The organism is Saccharomonospora glauca K62 (genome assembly GCF_000243395.2).
Taxonomy (GTDB): domain Bacteria; phylum Actinomycetota; class Actinomycetes; order Mycobacteriales; family Pseudonocardiaceae; genus Saccharomonospora; species Saccharomonospora glauca.
In genome coordinates this window covers 194,175-214,703 of record NZ_CM001484.1, presented here as the reverse complement: position 1 = coordinate 214,703, position 20,529 = coordinate 194,175, and the positions used below count along the sequence as shown (strand labels likewise).

The window sequence follows — 20,529 nt, the reverse complement described above, 5'->3', positions numbered from 1 at the left end:
GCAGCCTAGGGCAAAAATGCACTCGATCGCGTCGTCCTTCGAGCACATATTTGGCCGTCCGACAGTGTGCTCGGCACGGCGTGTCACGGCATCAGCGCAGGTGAGCGTCGAACCAGGCCAGCGTGCGTTGCCACGCCTCCGCGGCGGCCTCGGGATCGGCGTCGAAGCGGTGGCTCGCGCCGGCGTAGCGCACCACGTTGGTGGCGACCTTCGCCCGGCCCGCCTCCTCCCGCAGCTTGTCGATCTCGGCCTGCTCGACCGCGTCGCCGTCGTCACCATAGAGCCCCAGCCACGGGCTCGTGAGCGTGCCCGCGATGTCCAGGAGCGTGGGGAAACCGGGGGCGGCGGGCTCACCGATGCCACGGCCGCCTACGCTCACGGCCGCGCCCAGTTTCCGGTTGGCGGCCACCACCAGCGCCGCCGTTCCCCCCAGGTCGAATCCGACGACGCCCACCTGGTCGCCTCGGACGCCGTGGTCGACGAGCCACGCGAGGGTGGTGTCGGTGGCGGCGAGCAGCGACGACCCCGCGCCGCGCTCGGCTTCGGTGTCGACCTCGTCGATGTGCGGCGCCGCCGCGAGCCAACCCTCCGCCGCGAGCGAGGCGACGAGCAGCCGCGCGGCGTCGGTCACGCCTCCCACCTCGTGGAGGACCACGAGACCGCCACGCACGGCGCCGTCCGGTTCGGCGTAGGTCAACCTCAGCCGGCGCCCGTCTGTTCGCTCGTAGTCCTGCGTGTGCGTCTGCGTCATGTGCCTACTCAACCACCGTCGGTACTCCCATGGTCAACGTGAGTTCGCAGATACTCGGGGCGAAAGGAGCACGGTAGGTTGGTCGCGACCCGTTCTCGATGCCGAGGAGTCGTCATGTCAGCGATCCCGACACGTGCCGACCTCGCCGCCCTGCCCGCCTACGTACCGGGACGGACCGTTCCGGGGGCCATCAAACTCGCCAGCAACGAGGTGCCCGGAGGTCCGCTGCCGAGCGTGGCGGACGCCATCGCGAAGGCCAGCGGGGAGATCAACCGTTACCCGGATATGGGTGCCTGGGCCCTCGTCGAACGCCTGGCGGGCGAGTTCGACGTCCCGACGTCCCGGATAGCCGTCGGCTGTGGTTCCGTGTCGCTGTGCCAGCAGTTCGTGCAGGCCCTGTGTGCCCCCGGCGACGAGGTGCTGTTCGCCTGGCGTTCGTTCGAGGCGTACCCGATCGTCACGCAGGTCGGCAACGCGACGCCGGTGCGGGTGCCGCTGACCTCCTCCCACACCCACGACCTCGACGCGATGCTGGCGGCCATCACGCCGAGGACCCGGCTGGTGTTCGTGTGCAACCCGAACAACCCCACCGGCACGGCCGTGCGTAGGGCCGAGCTCACGCGATTCCTCGACGCGGTGCCCTCCGACGTGGTCGTGGTGCTGGACGAGGCGTACCGGGAGTTCGTCACCGACCCGGAGGTGCCCGACGGCCTGGAGTTTGCGCGCACCCGCCCCAACGTGGCGGTGCTGCGGACCTTCTCGAAGGCGTACGGGCTGGCCGGTCTCCGCGTGGGATACGCGGTCGCGGCCGACGAGGTGATCGAAGCCGTCCGCAAGGTGTACGTGGCGTTCAGCGTCAACGCCCTCGCGCAGACGGCCGCGCTGGCCTCCCTCGACGCGAAAGACGAGCTGCTGGCCCGGTGCGCCGACATCGTGGCCGAGCGCACCCGCGTCCGCGACGCCCTCCTCGACCTGGGCTACGAGGTCCCCGAGACGCTGGCCAACTTCGTGTGGCTCCCCCTGGGCGAGCGCACGACCGCGTTCGCCGAACACGCGTTGGCCCACAAGGTGGTCGTGCGCCCGTTCACGGGCGAGGGGGCACGCGTCACCATCGGCACGCGGGAGGAGAACGACACCTTCCTGGAGGCGGCACGCGCCTTCTCGGCGTGAGTCGTCCCCACCGGCCCGCCGGGGCGGCACGACCGCCCCGGCCGCGTCACAGCTGCCTGACGACCAGCTGCACCATCGCGGCAAGGCCGACGATCACGATCACCGTTCGCAGCGCCGTGGGCGAGAGCTTGCGCCCGATCTTCGCCCCGAGCAGGCCGCCCGCGACGGAGCCCACGGCCAGCAGCAGGACGACGAGCCAGTTCACCGGTGCCACGAACGCGTAGACGGTGCCGGCGACGACGTTGACGATGGCCGACAGCACGTTCTTCACCGCGTTGAGACGCTGCATCGTCTCGTTGATCAGCATGCCCATCACGGCCATCAACATCACGCCCTGCGCGGCGGTGAAGTACCCGCCGTACACGCCGATCAGGAAGATCAGCGTGAGCACCAGCAGCGAGCCGCCGAGGCCGGACCCGGAGTCGTTCGCCGCGCTCCGCTCCTCGCGGCGCCGCATGACCCAGCTCGACACCTTCGGCTGCACGATGACCAGCACCACCGCCAGACCGACGAGCGCGGGCACCACGGTCTCAAAGGCGTCGGGGGGCAGCGACAGCAGCAGGACGGCACCGCAGATGGCGCCGATCAGGGACGCGGGGGCGAAACTCAGCAAGCGTTTGCGCTGCCCTCGCAGCTCGTGCCGGTAGCCGATGGCACCGCTGATACTGCCCGGCGCGAGTCCGATCGCGTTCGACGTCGTCGCCGTCACCGGCGGGTAACCGAGTGCCACGAGCACGGGGAAGGTCACGAGCGTCCCCGAACCGACAACCGTATTGATCATTCCCGCCCAGACGCCCGCAACGGTGATCAGGACGGCATGCCACCAGATCATGCTGCACTCACGCGGGCTGACAATAGGCAGTCGAGAAGGCCGCGGTCCTCGTAGCCCCGAAAAGGGTGGGCAGGGTCACCACCCACGTCGCCGTTGTGGATCTTCAATCGCGTTTCACCTCACCCGTATCGGGTAGTCAATGCCAACAGGTCGGCGCACGAGGAGGCAGGAGTGGACACCACGAGGTTGCGCGAGCTGACCACGGCCGACGGCCCGTTCGCCTCGATCTACTTCGACGACACCCACAACACCGAGGACGCGGCCAAGCACCGCGAACTGACGTGGCGTGAGTTGCGCGAGGAACTCGCCGAGCAGGGCGCGAGCGAACGGACGCTCGCCACCGTGGAGAGGGCGGTGCTCGGCGGTGAACCACCCGTGGGTTCCTCCGGGCGCGCGGTGGTGGCCACCGCTGAGAGGGTGTTGCTCGACCAGCGACTCAAAGAGCCGCCCGCCCGGCCGGTGGCCCGTGTCTCCCGGATGCCGTACCTGGTACCGCTCGCCGAACACGGCGAACTCCCTCCCCCACACGTCGTCGTGGTGGTGGATCGGGTGGGAGCGGACGTCACGGCGGTCGACGAACACGGCACGGTGATCGACTCACGCACCGTCGAGGGCGCCGACTCGCAGGTCCACAAGGTGCCCGGTGGGGGCTGGTCGCACCGCAACATCCAGGCCCACACCGAGGAAGTCGTCAAGAACAACATCGAGAAGGCCGCCGTACACGTCGGAGTCGTCGCTCGCCGGATCGGCGCCACCCTCGTCGTCGTCGCGGGCGACCCCCAGTCCCGCAAGGTCCTGCTCGACACCCTGCCACAGGCGGTGCGCGACCACGCCCGCGAGGTCGAACCCGGCGGCCGCAAGGAGGGCTCGGGCAACGCCGAACTCGACACGCTCATCGACGAGCTCCTCGCCGAGGCCACACGCAAACGCAGGGCCGAGGTGACGGAGCGGTTCGAGACGGCGCTGGCCAAACCGACCGGCCTCGCCGTGCAGGGCCTCGAAGCCGTCACCACCGCGCTGCGGGAACACAACGTCGAGACGCTCCTCGTGAGCGACCCCGACGACTCCGAGGTGCTCGTGGGCCCCGATCCTTCGCTGCTCGCCGTGCAGGAGGAGGAACTCACCACGGCCTACGGGGTCGACGAGGTCGAGCACGCGCGAGCCGACGAGGCACTGCCGATGGCGGCGGCGACCGTGGGCGCCGACGTGGTCGGCGTAACCGGGGAAAGGGAAATCATCGACGGATTCGGCGCAATTTTGCGCCACGACTAGAAAGCAGAGCAAATATGGCCACAATCGTCGCTACTGTGGGCGGGGAACTTTGAACGGTCGGCAGAACACCGAGGTGACAGTGACCGAGACAAAGCCGCCGACGAGCAGCATCGGCGCGCAGGACGACATCGAACTCCGGCTCGGTGCGAGCCTGGTGCACCTACCCATCATCCGGTCGGTCGCGGCGAGCATCGCGATGCGGGTGGACTTCGACCTCGACTCCATCGCCGATCTCCGGCTCGCGGTGGACGAGGCATGTTCGACGCTCATCACCCGCGCCATTCCGGGCAGCACGATGATCTGCCGCTTCACGGTCGACGAGGATCAACTGCTGTTCCGGGGTGCCGTGGCCTCGGGCGAGGCGGAGGCCCCCAGCACCACGTCGTTCGGCTGGAAGGTGTTGACCACGCTCGCGGACTCGGCGTCGGCCTGGGCGGAGGAGAACAGCCAGAACGGGCAAGGTACCTGGATTCACATCGAGCTCGCGAAACGGAAGCCGGCTTTTACGTGACCGAATCGACCACACACGGATCGCGGACCGCGTCGGACGACTACCAGCACCTGGCGCCGCTATTCCACGAGTTCGTTTCGCTCGCCGAGGACGACCCGCGCCGAAGCGAACTGCGGGACAAGCTCGTCACCGGCCATCTCCCGCTGGCCGAACACATCGCGCAGCGGTTCTCCGGCCGGGGAGTCGCCAAGGAGGACCTGGTGCAGGTGGCTCGCGTTGGGTTGATCAACGCGGTGGACCGCTTCGACCCCTCCCGCGGGTCCGACTTCCTGTCGTTTGCCGTGCCCACGGTGATGGGCGAGGTGCGCAGGCATTTCCGGGACACCGGGTGGGTCATCCGAGTGCCCCGCCGGTTGAAGGAACTGCACCTTTCGATCAACAACGCCGGCACCCAGCTGTCCCAGCGCCTCGGCAGGGCGCCGACGCCCAGCGAGATCGCCGAGCACCTCGGCCTCACCCCCGAAGAGGTCTACGAGGGTTTGGAGGCGGGCAACGCCTACCACTCCATGTCACTGGACGAGGTGCTCTCGGCGGACACCGAGAACCTCGCTCTCGGCGACACCTTGGGGGAGGAGGACGCGGCGCTGGCGGGCGTGGAGAACCACGAGACGCTCCAACCGCTGGTCAGAAAACTCCCCGAACGGGAACGCACCATTCTCGCGCTGCGGTTCGTCCACAACATGACGCAGACCCAGATCGCCGAACGTGTCGGGATCTCGCAGATGCACGTCTCGCGCCTCCTCGCCCGCACGCTGAAGAAGCTGCGCGAGGGCCTCGCCGAGGAGGACAACATCGGTTGACCGCTTCGGGCCCGCCGGCCCGAAGCGTCCCGCACGGCCTCACCTCGTCGGCGGAACACGACCCTCGACGCTCGGCCACCCGTCAGATTGATCACTCAACGTGATATTCCGTCGGTCTCCATGCACTGAACGGCGGTTTCCCGAGATTCGCCCGTGTCGCTACCGCACAGGCTCGTCCCCCCGTCGGGTCTCCTGGGAACCGGTTCGCGACACCCCGGCGCGCCTCCCCGTTTTCGCAGTTCCGAGCGGGTATCTTCGCGCACATGGCGAACTGGGACGTGCCCGACACCACGCCCCTGCCGCTGCGCCCGCTGCGGGCGGGGAAAGACGGCGGGTGGGACAAAGCACGCCCAATCCAGTCACTCTACGTAGTTGAAGAGCACGAGCGCGGGCTTCACTACGACTTCCGGTTGCAATTCGACGACATGACCGCGTGCTGGGCGATCCCCGAGCACCCGTCGCCGATCCCCGGCGACAAGCGACTCGCCATCCGCACCCCGGAACCCGAGACCTGTCACGGGATCCTGTGGGACACGGGCACCGTCGAGCTCCTCAACGACCTGACGTGGCACCACGCCCTCGCCGAGGGGCGGTTGGCACTACGCCTGAACGGCGAGCGGCTCCACGGCGTCTTCGTCATGGTGCGGGCCCACCGCAGCCCCGACCAGGAGCAGTGGTTGCTCATCACGAAGGAGACCGAACCCTCCTCCGACGCGGGCGCCGTGACCGCCTCCGTCGAGGAACGCCGGTGAGCGTACTCCGTCCGAGTGGCCGGCTCCGGGTGCCTGAGTCATGCTCGGATAACAGGCGGACGTCAGCCCAGGAGGAGCCGTGGCACGCGCGATCTGGAGCGGAGCTCTCAACTTCGGCCTGGTGACGGTACCCGTCGAGCTCTACGGCGCCACCCAGGACCACACCATCCATTTCCGGCAGTTCCAACGCGGTACGTCCGACCGCATCCGCTATCGCAGGGTGAACGAGCGAACGGGTGAGGAGGTCCCGTACGACGAGATCGTCAAGGGCTACGACCTCGGCGGCGAGGAATACGTGATCATCGAACCGCGGGAGTTGGACGAGATCGCGCCCGGCCGCTCGAAGACCATCGACATCGACGCCTTCGTCGGCCTGGAGGAGATCGACCCGATCTACTTCCAGAAGACCTACTGGCTCGCGCCCGCCAAGGAGGAGTTCGGGCGGGCCTACTCGCTGCTCCTCGACGCCCTGAGCAAGACCAACCGGGTGGGGCTGGCGAGGCTCGTGATGCGCGGCAAGGAGTACATCGCCGCCGTGCGGGCGGGCGACGGCGTGCTCATGCTCAACACGCTGCTCTTCCCCGAGGACATCAAACAGCCCAACGAGGTCGTCGACCTTCCCGAGCTGGGCCGGGCCGGGGAACGGGAGGTCGACATGGCCGTGAACCTGATCGAGTCGATGGCGGAGGAGTGGAACCCCGAGGACTACCACGACACCTACACCGAGCGGGTCATGCGGCTCATCGAGGACAAGCGGGCGGGCCGGACCATCACCCCGGCCGAGGAACCGCGGGAGCCCACGAGGATCGTGGATCTGTTCGAGGCGCTGTCCCGCAGCGTGGAGGGCCGCAGGCAGCAGAGCGGAAAACCCACGGAACGCGACAAGACCTCGACAACCGAGGAGCCTCGCCGCGCCAAGCCGTCCCGAAGCAAGCGGACCGAACCCACCCTGTCCGAACTCACCAAGGGTGACCTCGACCGGATGGCACGTGACCTCGGTATCAAGGGCCGCTCCAAGATGAACCGCGCCGAGTTGGAGAAGGCCATCAAGGACGCGAGTCGGCGTCAGAAACGACGTCGCGCCTCCTGATGTGACCGGACTCACTACCGAACACCGTCCGGACGTACCATCCCCGCCACGGGAACCCTACGATCCTGGGGTGGCAACAGGGCGAGTCTCCGCGCGGGTCGGTACCGTGCTGCGTACCAGCGTCGGTTTCGCCACGATCGGGCTGGGCACCAGCATCTGCGGCGCGGCGCTGGTGTGGTTGCTGCTGTCGTTGCAGGGACTCCCCGACAGTCTCGGCCCCGGCCGCTGGGCCATCCTCATCTGCGCGATCGGGTACGTGGTGCTCGCGCTGGTCGTCGGCGCGGTGTGGGCGGGCTACCTGCAACGACGAACGGTGGTGTGGTTCCTCGCGGGACGTTCCCCCACCCGACAGGAGGCGGCGAGAGCCCTGCGCATTCCCGTGGACCTCGCCGTGGTCAGCGGCACGCTGTGGGCCACGGGGGCCGTGCTGTTCGGTGTGCTCAGTGCCATCTTCAGCACGTGGTTCGCGGGGCTGAGCGTCATCCTGACGATCGTCCTCGGCGGCCTGGCCACCGTCGGCCTGACCTACCTTGCGGCCGAACGGGTCGCGCGACCGTTGCTGTCGATGTCGCTGAAGGTGGCGGGCCCACGCGGGGCGACCACCGTGCTCACCCGGCTCGTCGTGATGTGGGGCCTGTCCAGTGGGGTCCCACTCGTCGGGGTGCTGTTCCTGCTCCTGCCCCCCAACATCGACGACGGCGACTCGACTCCGAGTCTGCTGTCCCTGGCGCTGATCGGACTGGTTCTCGGCGCCCTGGCGACGGCGTTGTTCGCCAGGGCCGTGGCCGCCCCGTTGCACCGGCTACGGCGGGTACTCGACGAGATCCGAGCGGGACGCCGTGACGTCGCGGTGGCCATCGACGAGCCGGGCGAGATCGGCATGCTCCAGGCCTCCGTCAACGATCTCGCCCGCGGCCTGAAGGAACAGGAACGGCTGCGTGACCTGTTCGGCCGCCACGTCGGCAAGGACGTCGTCCAGCACGTGCTGGAGCACGGAATCTCCCTGTCCGGTGACGTGCGCGAGGTGTGTGCGCTCTTCGTGGACGTCGCCGACTCGACCGCCCTGGCCTCCGAACTACCTCCCGACGAGGTCGCCCGCCGGCTGAACCGGTTGTTCGACGTGGTCGTCTCGGCGACGAACACCAACGGCGGGCTGGTCAACAAGTTCCAGGGCGACGCCGCGCTGTGCGTGTTCGGCGCGCCCGCGCGACACGCCGACCCGGCGACGTCGGCCCTGCGTACCGCCAGGGCCATCCGGGACGCCGTTCGGGAACGCGGCGAGCTGGACCTCGGTATCGGGGTGGCCACGGGACAGGTCTTCGCCGGTCAGCTCGGCTCGCCGAGCAGGCTCGAGTACACCGTGATCGGGGACGCCGTGAACGAGGCGGCCCGGCTCACCGAGCATGCCAAGCAGGTGCCCGGCCGGGTCCTCGCGAGCGGCCCGACCATCGAGGCGGCGGCGCGCTCCGAACGCGACCACTGGACCGAGCACGAGGCGCTCCACTTGCGTGGCAGGCCCACGCCCACGGAAACCTGGACTCCCGAGTCCTGAAGGTCACGACAGCGGTGCGCACGCCAGTTCCGGCCAGCGCAGCACCGTCGACCCCCACGTGAGGCCCGCGCCGAACGCGGTGACGAGCACCCGGTCGCCCGCCTGCAACGTGCCGTCGACGACCGCGTCGACCATGGCCAGCGGGATGGAGGCCGCGCTCGTGTTGCCGGTGTGCCCGATGTTCACCACGAGGCTGTCGGCGGGCAGACCGAGGTTCTTGGCCGTGGCCGTGAGAATGCGGATGTTGGCCTGGTGTCCGACGAACCGGTCGACGTCCGAGGTGGTCCACCCGGCCTTCTCCAGCACCGCTCGCGACGAAGCCGCCATCTGCGTGGTCGCGTGGCGGAAGACGGTGGGCCCCTGCATCTTCAGGAAGTGGTCGCTGGGGTCCTCGGACTTCTTCTGGCGCGAGCCCCCCGCGGGCACGATCAGCAGATCGGCCAGCTCGCCGTCGCTGTGCAAGTCGAACGGCCCGATAGCCCCCAGTTCGTCGGGGGCGCCCTCCCGGAGCACCACGGCTCCCGCGCCGTCACCGAAGATCGGGACGGTGGTGCGGTCGTCCGGGTCGAGCAGCGTGGTGAAGGCGTCGGCCCCGATCAGCAGCACCCGCTTCGCCACCCCGCCGCTGATGAGCCCGGAAGCCGTCGCGAGCGCGTAGACGAAACCACTGCAGACCGCGTTGACGTCGAACGCCGCGACACCGGACAACCCGATCCGGGCCGCCACCTGGGGCGCGCTCGCGGGGCACACGTGGTCGGGGGTACTGGTGGCGAGGACGACGGCATCCACGCTCTCACCGTGCGGTCCCGCCGACTCCAGCGCCTTTCGCCCCGCCTCCACCGCCATATCAACAGTGGACAGCCCAGTGTGGACAACATGGCGTTTCGCTATCCCCGTCCTGGTGCGGATCCACTCGTCCGACGTGTCGAGTCGTTGGCTGAGTTCGTCGTTGTCGACCACACGGGGCGGCAGCCAACCACCGAGACCGGCCAACACCGCCGCACCACGCGCGTCCTGCGTGGACACCTGTATTCCTCCACGGGCCGGCGACGGGAACACCAAGTGACGAAAACGGCCCGTTCCAACTTCTATGGGCTACCAGACGGTAAGAGATTTACATGTGATCCTTGTCTCATAACTTAACTCCGACTGGGTGATTGCGGAAAGGAACGACCGCACCTAGCCATCGGGCATCTCAACAGGACATCTCCCCAAAAAGCGCACTCTTTTGTCCCATTAGCCCGATATAGGAACGTCCGCCGAGCCGAAAGCGGCGCCGAGTCACTCGCCCTCGGAGGCGGGGGCCTCCCGAGGACCGTCCCCCGGTTCCTCGTCGCCGCGAGCACGCAGCCGCTCCTCGTCGGACAGCGACCCGGCCTGCGTCACCGTGACCGGCAACCCGACGGTGGAGGGCTCGACCGGTTCCGCACTCGGTCTTCCGGCCGACTCCCGCGACTCGTCGTGGAGCACGTCGATCGGATCGGGCCGCTCGGTATGGGTGGGAAGCACAGCCCTGGGAACCTGCCGGAAGCTGGGGCGTGCCGAAACGCTCGGCACGGGATTCTCCCGGCTCGACAGCGGCCTCGCGGTCGGCGACGTCGTGCGCTCGGACTCGTCGAACTCCGCGGCCGGGGGAGGGGACGAACGCCGGGTCGAGGCCACCGGAACGCCGTCAACCGCCCGGAATCCGTCCGTGGGAACGGGAGTGACCTCGACGTGGTTGTGCCGGACCTCGGTTCCCCCGGTCACCACCACGGCCAACATCGACAGCACGACAAGACAGGAGGCGATGCGGGACCGGTGAGCCCGCGGCCGATAGGCGTCGGGTGGAACGTCGAATTCGTCAGGCAGGGGGGCCGCACTCGCGCTGATGATCCCCGTTCGATCGAGCACTCCGGCATCGTGCGGCGTAGGGCGCAGGACGTCGGGGGCCATGAGCGTTGTCCTCCATAACCAACGGTCCCCCAGCGCGGTCATAAAGCAAGCTCGCCCTATGGTTCACCGATCAAACTAACCCTGTCACCCGATACGGACCGTTCCCAACCCAAGACGACTCGATCGTGTGACACGCGGAGTGCGTACGGCCTACCCTCCGACCGTCCGGTCGGCCCACAAGGGACCCCCACCCTCACAACGCCCGACCGCGCTTGCTCTACTGTCCGTCTCGATCACCAAGATTCGCCCGAATGGCGCATCACTTTGGTGCCAGATGGACGTCTTTCCAAAGGGAAGGACCGCACGCGCCAGGCGGGCGCCACGGATGGACGGGAGCGTGCCGTGGACAACAACGCCGTACATCAGAACCAGTTCGTGCACCTCAGCGGGTGCGAGACGCCCGTGTTGTCCAGGCTGACCTACGCGCCGAGCGCGCCTTTCACCGTCGCGCTCGCCTTCCGGGTCGAGCCGGGCGAGTGGGTGGAGTGGGAATTCTCCCGCGATCTGCTCATCGCCGGGATGCACGCGCCCGCGGGAATCGGCGACATCCGCATCCGGCCCGACCTCGCGCCGCCCGACGACGGTGTGCTCGTCATCGAGCTGGAGTCGCCGGACGGCTACGCGGTCGTGGAGATCGACAAGGGCGACGTCAAGACGTTCCTCGACGCCACGCTGGCGCTAGTGCCCTTGGGCTACGAGTCGGATTGGCTCGACATCGACGCGGTGATCGCGAATCTGACCACCGCGCGGCCCTGAGCGACTCGCGGCTCAGCCGCAGGCACCCTTGGCCGACAACACGCGGGTGAGCGCGTCGGTGACCCGATCCTGCGGCAACTCGCCACTGGCGATGGCGGCTTCCAGCCGGTCGAGCACCGGGCCCACGTCCCCGCCGTCCGACCACAACGGCTGGTCGGCGCCCGCCTGGAGCGCGAGCAGCACGGCCTCGTCGAGCGTGTAGTTGTCCGAAATGGCCTTCATCGCTCCGAGGTCGTCGGTGAGGACCACGCCGTCGTAGCCGTAGTCCTCACGCAGGATCCGGTACGCCTCCGGGGACAGCGACGCGGGCTGCCCGTCGGTGAGGCCGGGAACGTCGAGATGGCCCACCATGACCTGGACGTCGTCGGGGTAGTTCCCGAAGTCGTCGTACGGCACCAGGTCGGACTGGCGGAGGTCCTCCAGCGGCGGTGTCTGCACCAGCCCCTGGTGGGAGTCACCGCTGGCCCGACCGTGTCCGGGGAAGTGCTTGAGGACCGGGGTCACTCCGGACTCGGCCAATCCGTCGGCGAACGCAGCGGCGTACTCGGTGGCCTTCTCCGGATCGGCGCTGAACGACCGATCGCCGATCACGCCGCCCGCGGGGCCGTCGGTGAGGTCAACGACGGGCGCGTAGTCCACCGTGATCCCGTACTCCCGCAACTGCCGGCCACGTTCGACCGCCAGCTCCCGCACCTCCTCGGGCGTCATCGTGGCCGCCATCTCCCTGGCACTGGGGATGGACCCGACGAGCTCGTCGATGCGCTGCACCCGGCCGCCCTCGTCGTCCACCGCCACCGAGACGGGCAGGTCGGCGGCCTGTTGGATCTGCTCCAGCGCGTCGCCGGTGAACAGGGCGGTGTCGTTGCCACCGATGAAGATTCCGCCCACCTGGTTGTTCCTGACGAGCGCGACGGCGGAGGCGGGATCACTGGGATTGACGCCCACCACGAGCAGCTGCGCCGCGCGTTCCCGAGGTGACAGGCCCTCGATCACGCTCGCGCATTCGCCACCCGAGGGTCGCGAGGCCGAGGGAGTGGTCTGCTGGGTCCCCGTCGGCCCCTGCGGTGGGGAGGCGACGTCGTTGCCGTCGTCCGCCTGATCGTCACCACCACATGCCGCCGTCGCCAGGGCGGCGACACACGCCGCCGCGAGCATCGTTCGCTTCATCACACCGTCACGCTATCGCCGTCAGCGGGAGCTCGCCCATCACCGTCCCGTGGGATCGTCCGCCCGTAATGGCGCACACACTGGACGCTTCCGTCGACGCGTTCGACGGTCAGCTTCGCCCTGCCGGAGGCGCGGGCGAGACGCGCGGCCTCCCGGACGGCGTCCCGTTTACGGCAGTGCCGGGACAACGCGGTGGGCCCCCGGCTCACCAGCCAGGTCAGCGAGTCGGGAGAGAACCGGAAGACCACGGAGTAGGACGTGCACACCAGCGAACCCCCTTATGTGTCGCAGTTGAGCAACAGTGTATTGGTTAAGCAACAGTACGGCGGGTGTGACACGCCCCTGTGATAGTGAAAGAGACGCACGGACGGCAGCGGCGTGGAGGAACGGCGACATGCAGGGCCGAATGGACGCGCGGCGCCTCTACGACGCGCTCGACGCCCAGCGGCGAGCTCGCGGACTGTCGTGGAGGCAGCTCGCCGAACAGGCCGGGGTGAGCCCTTCCCTGCTCAGCAGGATGGGCAACGGACAACGGCCCGATCTGGACGGTTTCATCGCACTGGTGCAGTGGCTCGGCGCGCCGGCCGAGGAATTCATGGTGTGGCCCGACTCCGCCGCTCGCTCGGAGGAGCAGCCCGACCTGGAGACCCAGTTGGCCCTGCTCCTGCGCGCGAGGAACGACCTGAGCGAGGCCGACCGGCAGTACCTGCTCGACATCGTGAACGCCACCATGCGGCGCATCAAGGCGGACCGGCGGGAGAGCTGACGTGGCGCTGCGGCGGGGCTTCAAGGCGACGGCCAGACGGCTCGCGGCCGAGGTACGCGAGGAACTGGGTGTCCGAACCTTCCAACCGCTCGACCCCTACGCACTGGCCCGGCTGTACGGCGTCGAGGTGTTCACCCTCGCCGAGCCGTGGTTGCCCGCTCGGGCCGTCTCCCACTTCACCGGTCCCGCCCTCGACTCGTTCTCGGGCATGTTGATCCGAATCGGAACGGGCTGCGTGATCGTCGAAAACCACACGCACGACCGGAACCGCCGACGTTCGACCGTGGCGCACGAGATGGCCCACGTGCTGCTGGAGCACGAGTTCGACGTCCTCCTCGCCGACGGCCGGTCGTGCCGGTCCGGGGCCGAGGGAGCACGTTCGACGGTGGAGCAGGAGGCCGCGGAGCTGTCGGCCGAACTGCTGCTGCCGAGCGACGCCGCGAGGATCGCCGCGTTCCGGGGCTGGACCGACGCGAGCGTCGCGCGTTACTTCCGGGTGAGCGAGCGAATGGCCCGGTGGCGCATGAACGTCACCGGGGCCCGCCGGATCGCCCGGCGCACCTGGGAACGCCCGTCCCGGCCGTTGACGGCCCGCACATGACGAGCCCCGGCCGCCTCTCGTGGTCAGGACCGCCGCGGGAGGTCCCGGACGGTCCTGCGTGTCTTGCCGAAAGGTCAGCTAGCGGTACGAGCCCTGCCACCGTGCACGGCGATCGCATAGATCACCACGATGTCGAGCGCGATCACCACAAGTGCCCACAGCGGGTACGCGGGGATGAACGCGAGGTTCACGATCGCGCTGATGGCGGCCAGGGTGATGCCGGTGACGCGGGCCCACGTCTGCCCGGTCAGCAGACCGAGTCCCGCGGCCACCGCCGCGATCCCGAGCGCGAAGTGCACCCAACCCCATGCCGTGTAGTCGACATTGACGGCCAGGCCGCTCTCGGTGACGACGTAGAAGTCGCTGTTGAAGATCGCGGTGAGTCCCACGATGACCTGGTAGACGCCCGCCAGGAGCAGCAACGTGGAGGCGAACGCGATGCCACCCATGCCCCTGTCGGACGACCGCATGGACTCGTCGGGCATGCGCTGCTCGTAGCCTTTGTCCACGCTCTCTTCCATGCGACCACGTGTCTGCGGCGGCACTCGTTGCGCGCCGGTCGCCTCTTCGGTCCCGGAACGGGCCCGTGACGTCTCGCTCATGCTTCCTCCCGCCTACGACCACGGATGTCTTTCCACCCTGAGCCGCAACGGACGGGCGCACATCATGCACAGCGGATGAAGTTCGGGCCGACGGACTCGCCCAACCGGGTCTTTCGTCCATGGTGGCCGCCCTCGGGTGCTCGTTAGCGTCGTGTCGAAGCTCCCAGCCCCCTTACGAAGGCACTTCACGGTGAAGGCCACCACGCGAGTTCCCCACCCCACGACCGTGATCACGGCGGAGGCGGTGTCGGCATGCCGTTTCGGTATCCCCGCCCCGCCCCGGCACCACGTGCCCCGTGAACGGGCGTTGGAGGCCCTCTCGCGCACGGACGCGGCCCCCCTCGTGGTGGTGACGGCTCCCGCGGGCACGGGCAAGAGCACGCTTGTCGCGGAGTGGGTGAAGGCCGAGGGCGGTTCGGGCGACACGGCGTGGGTCACGTTCGACGGCCCGAGGAAGAACCTCGGCGAGCCGGACGTGTTCTGGGCCTGCGTCGTGCGCTGCCTGGCCGAGCTCGGGGTGGACGTCCCCCCTTACCGTCGGGCCCGGCTCCCGTCGGAGTGGTTGCCGTCGCTGGTCTCGGCGGTCGTCGCCACGGGCCAGCGGTTGACACTGGTGCTCGACGACCACCACCTCGTCACGGCCGACGTCGCCGACGACGTGGACCTGCTGCTGCGGCTCACGAACGGCTGTCTCCGGCTGGTGTTCTCGGGCCGCCGACCTCCGGTCCTCCCCCTGTACCGGTACCGGATGGCCGACACGGTGGTCGAACTCGGGTTCGCGGAGCTGGCCTTCGACGACGCCGAGGCAGCCGCGCTGCTGGCTGCGTCGGGAGCGGAGGCGAAGCCCTCCGAGGTCGCCGCGGTGAACGCCTACCACGGAGGCTGGGCCGCCGGACTCGTCCTGGAGGGACGACACCGCCGCGAGGGCACCGGGGTCGACGACACCGCTGACGTGGACGTCACCGACTACGTGTGCCGTGAGGTGCTCGATCCCCTTCCCCCACGGGCCCGCCGGTTGCTGCTGGGCACGTGCACGGAGGAGACGTTCGACGACGAACTCGCCCACGACCTCGTCGGACCGGACGCCGAACGGTTGACGCGGCTGGCACGATGTTGCGCGTTCGCCACCACCACGGCCGACGGACGCCACGCCTACCCGCCCGTGTTCCGCGACGTGCTCCGCGGGCAGCTTGCGCGCGAGGACGCGCCCGACCGGGCGGAAATACACGCGATCGTCGGGCAGCGGCTGCGCCGCGGCGGCGCGAAAGACCGAGCGCTTCGGGAGTTCGTCGCGGCGGGCGCGTACGACGAGGCGGCCGAGCTGTTGATCGCCGACCAGCTCGTCGGGCAGTTGCTCACGGAAGGGCCGGACGGCGCACTGCGCTCCTACTGCGCTCCCCTGCTCGACACCACGAGCCGGGCGGGGCCGTTGGTTCTCGCGGCCACCAAGCTCGCGGACGGAGACACGGTGGACTGCGCCGACGCGCTGGCACGCGTGCCGGACCCCCGCACCGACACCGCGTTGTGGGGCTGCGTGAGCGCGCTCGACGCCCTGAGAGCCCGTCTGGCGTCCGACGCGGACGGCGCCTTGACCACGGCCGAGGCGGCCCAACGCGCACTCGGTGACACCGGAACCTTTCACCCGTCGGGGCCGCTGCCCACACTCGTCCGTATCGCACGGGGGGTCGCGCTGCTTCGACACGGAGCGTTCGACCTCGCCCGCGCGGTGTTCGAGGAGACCGCGACCCGGCAGGACGGGCGCGCCCTCTTCGCGCCCTATGCCGACTGCCTCGCGCACCTGGCTCTCACCGACGCCCTGGAGGGTTACCTGGCGAGGGCGGAACACACGGCCGCCGAGGCACTCACCCTGACCGCTCCGGTCACCCCGTTCAGCGGGCATGCCACCGCACAGGTGGCGCTCGCGCTCGTGGCGCTCGACCGCGACGATCCGGGAACGGCCTGGCACCACGCCACCACCGCCGAACCCACGCCGGACCCCCTCACCCGCCACCTCGCCCGCCACGTCGTCGCCGGCGTCGAGGCGCTCGAAGGCCACCCCACCGCGGCGGCGAGTCGTCTGCACGCCGCGCTCGCCGAGGCCACCGCCACGGACCCGTGGGCGGCCGACCACCTGCGCGTCGAGTCCGCCCGACTCGCCCTGCTGGAGGGACATCCCGCACTCGCCCTCCACGAGCTGGGGCCTCTCGGCAACTCCCACGTCGGCCGCCACCACGAGCCCCACCCCGACGCGGCGGTGGTGAGAGCCGCCGCCCACACCCGACGCAACGAGGACGGCCCCGCGCAGCGGGCGCTGGCGACGGTGCTGGAAGGGTTCCCACCGTTGCGACCGCGAGTGGAGGCCCTGCTCGTGGAGACGGAACGGCGGCTTCGGCATCGTTCCCCGGCACGCGCGGCGACCGTTTTGGACACCTCGCTTCGGCTCGCCGCGCCGGAACGGCTCCGGCTGCCGTTCCGGCAGGCGGCGCCCGAGGTCCGACGGTTACTGACCACCGAGGTGCGAGGCGCGCACCACTGGCTCGGCCACGCCCATGAGCCCTCCGCAACCGCGCCCGCGCAGCCGCTCACCGCGCGAGAACGCGAGGTGCTGGGTTACCTCACCGAATTGCTCACCACCGAGGAGATCGCCGAGGTCATGGTGGTGTCGGTCAACACCGTCCGCACCCACGTGCGCGGCATCCTCCGCAAACTCGGCGTCAACCGTCGTTACGCCGCCGTGCGGCGCGCGAGGGAACTCGGACTTCTCGACGACTGAGCCGGTCGGCACGTCGGTGATGACTCGACCGACATTGCCGCGCCGACGCCGTTCGTGCGAGGGTGCGGGCAGAGCTTCCCAACGAGGCTCCCGGACGAGGGGCGCCGTACCCGGAGTGGGACAAGACGGCCCACGAAAGGGGTGTCATCCTGGGTCGTCCTGGTGCTCTCCGGGTTGTTGGAAGCCGTGTGGGCCACCGCGTTGGGCAAATCCGAGGGTTTCAGCCGACTCGGGCCGTGGGTGGTGTTCTTCGTCGGCCTGGCCGCGAGCATGGCGGGCCTGTCCTACGCGATGCGGGAACTTCCTATGCCGTCTGGGTCGGCATCGGCACGGTGCTCACCGTCGGGTACTCGATGGCGACCGGGCAGGAACCGGTCTCGACGCTCAAGGTGCTGTTCCCGATCATGATCGTCTCGGGCGTGGTCGGACTCAAATTGGTCCACTGACTCGCCCCCGAAAACCGCGACGACGCCGGGGCCTTGCGTGGGCCACCCGGCGTCGTCGCTGGTCAGCAGCGCGGAAGCGGAGGGATTTGAACCCCCGGACGGTTGCCCGTCGCTCGCTTTCAAGGCGAGTGCATTCGGCCGCTCTGCCACGCTTCCCTGCGCGTCTAAGCCTAACGTCTCAGTCTTCCGGCTCCGACAGGTGTGCGAGAACCCGCGAGAACGCGCGTCCCAGGACCTCCTGCTCCTGTTCGGTCAACAGATCCACGAAGTGGGTGCGCACCCCGTTCACGTGAGTGGGCGCCGAGCGCCGCAGGAGTTCGGCCCCTTGCTCGGTCAACTCCGCCGCGACGGCTCTGCGGTCGCAGGTTTGCCGCACCCTGCGCACGAGCCCCTCGGCCTCCATGCGAGTGATCTGATGGGACAGTCGGCTCTTCGTCGATCCGAGCATCGTCGCGAGTTCGCTCATGCGCATGGCGCCGCCCTCGGCGGACGACAGGCACACCAGCACCTCGTAGTCGATGAGCGACACGTCTTCCCGCTCGGCGAGTTCTCTGTGCAGCCGGTGCCGCAACATCAGCGTCGACACGATATACGAGCGCCACACCAGCATCTCCGTGTCGGTCAGCCAGCGCACCTCGCCGGATTCCTCGCTCATGAGCACGCAGAGTAGACAACCGAGTTCAGGCAGTCAGCAGGTGTTCACGCAGCCGCGAAAACCTCGACAAACCACACGAAATCGGGTGTAGAAGCGCCCCGCACCGGGCAGTCGACTCTTGACGAGCGGGCCGCACCGGACGACGGGGTTCCCGCCCGGAGCCCGGTTCGATGCGCCCACCGGGAAAGGTCAGGTGATGTGGTGACGAATGATTCCACGCGGTTGACCGTCCCGCTGCACCACGAGCGGGAACTGTATCCCCACGGCTGAGGTGGCCCGAGCCGGCCGGTCGTGACGAAGGGCAGTTCCCGGACCGGAAAGTGCTTGTATTCGCGCATCATCCCGCCCATGCCCAACGGCATCGGTACCGGATGACCGGTCCTGTGGCACGGTGCAACCGCATTCGCACGAAACCTCGGTAAGCAGCCCGGGCGCGGACGGCTGCCATGCGCCTCCCGCGCCCGGGCCCGTGTGTACCCGCCTTACCTACCTGCAGGTCAGGCGACGGCCGCGTCGCCGTGCGCCGCCGTGGTGGCCAGCACGGCCCGGTTCGAGCGCTGCTGGGCGAGCTTGGCCTTGTTCTTGGGGCCCGCGGGCGCGACCCCGTTGACATCCTCGGTGCTCAGCGCGTACGTGCCGATCACGTACGCCATCGCGTCGGCGTTGCGGGCGAGCGCGACCCGGTCGACGTTGCCGAGGTCGTCGCAGGCCTGGTGGTAGCAGGAGTCGTAGGCCTCACCGGCGGTTCCACCCCACAGCTCGGCCTCCTCCTCGGTCTTGATGCCCTCGGCACCGGTGAACAGGCCACCGGACGGGATACCCACGGCGATGAACTCACCGTAGTCGGAGCGACCGTCGAAGTCCTTCTCACCGGTCGCGACACCGACCTCGTTCTCAAGGTAGTCGACGAACGCCTGCTCGATCTGCGCCGAGCCGTACGGGCCGGGGCCCGAACCCTCCTGCGCGGAGTCGTCACCGTCGTACACGAAGTAGCCCGCGTTCGGCGAGCCGATCATGTCGAAGTTCAGGTACAGGGCGATGTCGAGCTGCTCCTCGAAGCTCAACGAGTTGACGTAGTAGGTCGAGCCGACGAGGCCGAACTCCTCGGCGCCCCACCACGCGAACCGCACGGCGTTGTTGACCTTCGGCTTCGAACCCAGCGACAACGCGGTCTCCAGCAACGCCACCGAGCCGGTGCCGTTGTCGTTGATGCCGGGGCCCGCCGGGTCGCTGTCGAGGTGCGCCCCCGCCATCACGACGTTGTCCTTGCGGCCGGTCTTCGTCTCGGCGATCACGTTGTAGGTGGTGCGCTCCTCCATCAGGGCGCGCAGCTCCAGGGTGATCTCCTGACCGTCGAGCGCGGCGAGCGCCTCGCCGTCGGCCTGCGTGATGCCGCCCGAGGGCACGTAGTTGTCGTTCACCTCGCCGAGCGTGCCGTTCACGGGGCCTTCCTCGTTGTTGTAGACGAGGAGAGCCACGGCTCCCGCCTCGGAGGCCGCGAGGCTCTTCTCGGCGAACGTGCACGAGCCACGCTGCACCAACGCGATCGCGCCGGTCACGTCGCCGTAGTCCGAGGCCTCGCAACCGGGGGTGTCGTCGGGAGCGACCGCCGCCAGCGGAGCGGTGATACCACCCTCCTCAGTGGACGGACTGTAGCTCATGATCGTCACGGGGATCTCGGTGCCGTTGGCGACGAGCTTCTCAGCCAGGGTTTCCGAGTAGTAGAACGGGAACTCCTGGCGAGTGACGTCGAACCCGGCCTGCTCCAGTTTGGTGGCCACGTACTCGGCGGAGGCGTCGTAGCCCTCCGTGCTGGACGCACGGGTGCCGTCGTGGGTGTCGGCGATCCGCTGGAGCGCGACGAGATGCCGGTTCAGCTTGTTGATGTCGATCTGCTTGGTCAGCCGCTCGGGCAGCTTCGGGTCGGCCGGCGGTGCGGCGACGGCCGTACCCGCACCGACGAGCGCAAGGCTCGCGCACGCCGCGACGGCAATGGCCGGTCTCAACCTCGTTCGCAGAGATGACATGTGAAATTCCCCTTCGTCACAAGTGACGGATCACTTTTGTTCGTTTCGATCGAGAAATCAAGCATCGTTGG

The 20,529-nt window shown here is 68.9% G+C and carries 20 protein-coding genes, 1 tRNA gene, 1 pseudogene and 1 riboswitch; of the genes and pseudogenes, 12 read left to right on the top strand and 10 right to left on the bottom strand.

Annotated features, from left to right (window positions below):
* Positions 1–91: 91 nt before the first annotated feature.
* Complete coding sequence (locus SACGLDRAFT_RS01050) at positions 92–751, bottom strand: dienelactone hydrolase family protein (protein ID WP_005461041.1); 660 nt, start codon at positions 749–751, stop codon at positions 92–94.
* Positions 752–865: 114 nt separating this feature from the next.
* On the opposite strand from SACGLDRAFT_RS01050, the gene hisC reads away from it, so the two are divergent.
* Positions 866–1,921, top strand: coding sequence for a histidinol-phosphate transaminase (hisC, locus tag SACGLDRAFT_RS01045; RefSeq protein WP_005461039.1), 1,056 nt, complete (start codon positions 866–868; stop codon positions 1,919–1,921).
* A gap of 46 nt (positions 1,922–1,967) precedes the next feature.
* Here the strand turns inward: hisC and SACGLDRAFT_RS01040 are convergent, their stop codons facing one another.
* Positions 1,968–2,753: a sulfite exporter TauE/SafE family protein gene (locus SACGLDRAFT_RS01040; protein WP_005461038.1), complete on the bottom strand. Its 786-nt coding sequence runs from the start codon at positions 2,751–2,753 to the stop codon at positions 1,968–1,970.
* Positions 2,754–2,924: 171 nt separating this feature from the next.
* On the opposite strand from SACGLDRAFT_RS01040, the gene SACGLDRAFT_RS01035 reads away from it, so the two are divergent.
* From SACGLDRAFT_RS01035 to SACGLDRAFT_RS01010, 6 genes are all read left to right on the top strand, one after another.
* Entirely contained in the window at positions 2,925–4,025 is a 1,101-nt protein-coding gene (locus tag SACGLDRAFT_RS01035; RefSeq protein WP_005461035.1) for an Rv2629 family ribosome hibernation factor, read from the top strand.
* Between the two features lie 79 nt (positions 4,026–4,104).
* The gene (locus tag SACGLDRAFT_RS01030; RefSeq protein WP_005461032.1) at positions 4,105–4,536 is read left to right on the top strand and encodes an ATP-binding protein; all 432 of its coding nucleotides are present in this window, start codon (positions 4,105–4,107) and stop codon (positions 4,534–4,536) included.
* Entirely contained in the window at positions 4,533–5,336 is an 804-nt protein-coding gene (locus tag SACGLDRAFT_RS01025; RefSeq protein WP_005461030.1) for a SigB/SigF/SigG family RNA polymerase sigma factor, read from the top strand. The genes SACGLDRAFT_RS01030 and SACGLDRAFT_RS01025 overlap by 4 nt, the downstream gene beginning before the upstream one ends.
* A gap of 263 nt (positions 5,337–5,599) precedes the next feature.
* Positions 5,600–6,088 (top strand): DNA polymerase ligase N-terminal domain-containing protein, encoded by a 489-nt coding sequence (locus tag SACGLDRAFT_RS01020; protein WP_005461027.1) that lies wholly within the window; start codon positions 5,600–5,602, stop codon positions 6,086–6,088.
* 79 nt (positions 6,089–6,167) lie between these two features.
* Positions 6,168–7,178 carry a non-homologous end joining protein Ku gene (ku, locus tag SACGLDRAFT_RS01015; protein ID WP_005461025.1) on the top strand — a complete coding sequence of 337 codons (1,011 nt, stop codon included), beginning with the start codon at positions 6,168–6,170 and terminating at the stop codon, positions 7,176–7,178.
* A gap of 106 nt (positions 7,179–7,284) precedes the next feature.
* The gene (locus tag SACGLDRAFT_RS01010; RefSeq protein WP_005461024.1) at positions 7,285–8,730 is read left to right on the top strand and encodes an adenylate/guanylate cyclase domain-containing protein; all 1,446 of its coding nucleotides are present in this window, start codon (positions 7,285–7,287) and stop codon (positions 8,728–8,730) included.
* A gap of 3 nt (positions 8,731–8,733) precedes the next feature.
* Here the strand turns inward: SACGLDRAFT_RS01010 and SACGLDRAFT_RS01005 are convergent, their stop codons facing one another.
* Together SACGLDRAFT_RS01005 and SACGLDRAFT_RS01000 are read right to left on the bottom strand one after the other, a co-directional pair.
* Entirely contained in the window at positions 8,734–9,756 is a 1,023-nt protein-coding gene (locus SACGLDRAFT_RS01005) for a beta-ketoacyl-ACP synthase III (RefSeq protein ID WP_005461022.1), read from the bottom strand.
* Positions 9,757–10,011: 255 nt separating this feature from the next.
* On the bottom strand, positions 10,012–10,623 hold the full coding sequence (locus tag SACGLDRAFT_RS01000; protein ID WP_051036161.1) for a hypothetical protein: 612 nt from the start codon (positions 10,621–10,623) through the stop codon (positions 10,012–10,014).
* A 384-nt stretch (positions 10,624–11,007) separates the two neighbouring features.
* Between SACGLDRAFT_RS01000 and SACGLDRAFT_RS00995 the strand changes: the two genes are divergently transcribed.
* On the top strand, positions 11,008–11,421 hold the full coding sequence (locus tag SACGLDRAFT_RS00995) for an SsgA family sporulation/cell division regulator (protein WP_005461018.1): 414 nt from the start codon (positions 11,008–11,010) through the stop codon (positions 11,419–11,421).
* 12 nt (positions 11,422–11,433) lie between these two features.
* Here SACGLDRAFT_RS00995 and SACGLDRAFT_RS00990 read toward each other — a convergent pair whose 3' ends face one another.
* Positions 11,434–12,588, bottom strand: coding sequence for a glycoside hydrolase family 3 N-terminal domain-containing protein (locus SACGLDRAFT_RS00990; protein ID WP_005461016.1), 1,155 nt, complete (start codon positions 12,586–12,588; stop codon positions 11,434–11,436).
* Positions 12,588–12,854, bottom strand: a complete 267-nt coding sequence (locus SACGLDRAFT_RS00985) for a DUF2188 domain-containing protein (protein WP_005461014.1) — start codon at positions 12,852–12,854, stop codon at positions 12,588–12,590. Before SACGLDRAFT_RS00985 ends, SACGLDRAFT_RS00990 begins: the two co-directional genes overlap by 1 nt.
* Positions 12,855–12,982: 128 nt before the next feature.
* Here SACGLDRAFT_RS00985 and SACGLDRAFT_RS00980 point away from each other — a divergent pair, with 128 nt between their 5' ends.
* Together SACGLDRAFT_RS00980 and SACGLDRAFT_RS00975 are read left to right on the top strand one after the other, a co-directional pair.
* Positions 12,983–13,354 carry a helix-turn-helix domain-containing protein gene (locus SACGLDRAFT_RS00980; protein ID WP_005461012.1) on the top strand — a complete coding sequence of 124 codons (372 nt, stop codon included), beginning with the start codon at positions 12,983–12,985 and terminating at the stop codon, positions 13,352–13,354.
* A gap of 1 nt (position 13,355) precedes the next feature.
* Positions 13,356–13,955 (top strand): ImmA/IrrE family metallo-endopeptidase, encoded by a 600-nt coding sequence (locus SACGLDRAFT_RS00975; RefSeq protein WP_005461010.1) that lies wholly within the window; start codon positions 13,356–13,358, stop codon positions 13,953–13,955.
* 74 nt (positions 13,956–14,029) lie between these two features.
* Here SACGLDRAFT_RS00975 and SACGLDRAFT_RS00970 read toward each other — a convergent pair whose 3' ends face one another.
* The gene (locus SACGLDRAFT_RS00970) at positions 14,030–14,557 is read right to left on the bottom strand and encodes a DUF7144 family membrane protein (RefSeq protein WP_005461008.1); all 528 of its coding nucleotides are present in this window, start codon (positions 14,555–14,557) and stop codon (positions 14,030–14,032) included.
* A 226-nt stretch (positions 14,558–14,783) separates the two neighbouring features.
* On the opposite strand from SACGLDRAFT_RS00970, the gene SACGLDRAFT_RS00965 reads away from it, so the two are divergent.
* Positions 14,784–17,330, top strand: coding sequence for a LuxR C-terminal-related transcriptional regulator (locus tag SACGLDRAFT_RS00965; RefSeq protein ID WP_232284036.1), 2,547 nt, complete (start codon positions 14,784–14,786; stop codon positions 17,328–17,330).
* Between the two features lie 68 nt (positions 17,331–17,398).
* A riboswitch (guanidine-III (ykkC-III) riboswitch) is annotated at positions 17,399–17,465 on the top strand.
* 6 nt (positions 17,466–17,471) lie between these two features.
* Positions 17,472–17,582: pseudogene (locus SACGLDRAFT_RS22985) on the top strand (SMR family transporter); the annotation flags it as partial.
* Between the two features lie 265 nt (positions 17,583–17,847).
* Here the strand turns inward: SACGLDRAFT_RS22985 and SACGLDRAFT_RS00955 are convergent.
* The 3 genes from SACGLDRAFT_RS00955 to SACGLDRAFT_RS00945 form a co-directional block, all read right to left on the bottom strand.
* A tRNA-Ser gene (locus tag SACGLDRAFT_RS00955) sits at positions 17,848–17,932 on the bottom strand.
* Between the two features lie 22 nt (positions 17,933–17,954).
* Positions 17,955–18,431, bottom strand: coding sequence for a MarR family winged helix-turn-helix transcriptional regulator (locus SACGLDRAFT_RS00950; protein ID WP_005461004.1), 477 nt, complete (start codon positions 18,429–18,431; stop codon positions 17,955–17,957).
* Positions 18,432–18,928: 497 nt separating this feature from the next.
* Positions 18,929–20,458 carry a M28 family metallopeptidase gene (locus SACGLDRAFT_RS00945; protein ID WP_005461002.1) on the bottom strand — a complete coding sequence of 510 codons (1,530 nt, stop codon included), beginning with the start codon at positions 20,456–20,458 and terminating at the stop codon, positions 18,929–18,931.
* Between the last annotated feature and the right edge of the window lie 71 nt (positions 20,459–20,529).

What these genes read in the sequence shown, in the direction of transcription:
- SACGLDRAFT_RS01050 (WP_005461041.1), bottom strand. Translation starts at nt 751, where the DNA reads ATGACGCAGACGCACACGCAGGACTACGAGCGAACAGACGGGCGCCGG.
- hisC (WP_005461039.1), top strand. Translation starts at nt 866, where the DNA reads ATGTCAGCGATCCCGACACGTGCCGACCTCGCCGCCCTGCCCGCCTAC.
- SACGLDRAFT_RS01040 (WP_005461038.1), bottom strand. Translation starts at nt 2,753, where the DNA reads ATGATCTGGTGGCATGCCGTCCTGATCACCGTTGCGGGCGTCTGGGCG.
- SACGLDRAFT_RS01020 (WP_005461027.1), top strand. Translation starts at nt 5,600, where the DNA reads ATGGCGAACTGGGACGTGCCCGACACCACGCCCCTGCCGCTGCGCCCG.
- SACGLDRAFT_RS00990 (WP_005461016.1), bottom strand. Translation starts at nt 12,588, where the DNA reads ATGAAGCGAACGATGCTCGCGGCGGCGTGTGTCGCCGCCCTGGCGACG.
- SACGLDRAFT_RS00980 (WP_005461012.1), top strand. Translation starts at nt 12,983, where the DNA reads ATGCAGGGCCGAATGGACGCGCGGCGCCTCTACGACGCGCTCGACGCC.
- SACGLDRAFT_RS00970 (WP_005461008.1), bottom strand. Translation starts at nt 14,557, where the DNA reads ATGAGCGAGACGTCACGGGCCCGTTCCGGGACCGAAGAGGCGACCGGC.
- SACGLDRAFT_RS00950 (WP_005461004.1), bottom strand. Translation starts at nt 18,431, where the DNA reads ATGAGCGAGGAATCCGGCGAGGTGCGCTGGCTGACCGACACGGAGATG.
- SACGLDRAFT_RS00945 (WP_005461002.1), bottom strand. Translation starts at nt 20,458, where the DNA reads ATGTCATCTCTGCGAACGAGGTTGAGACCGGCCATTGCCGTCGCGGCG.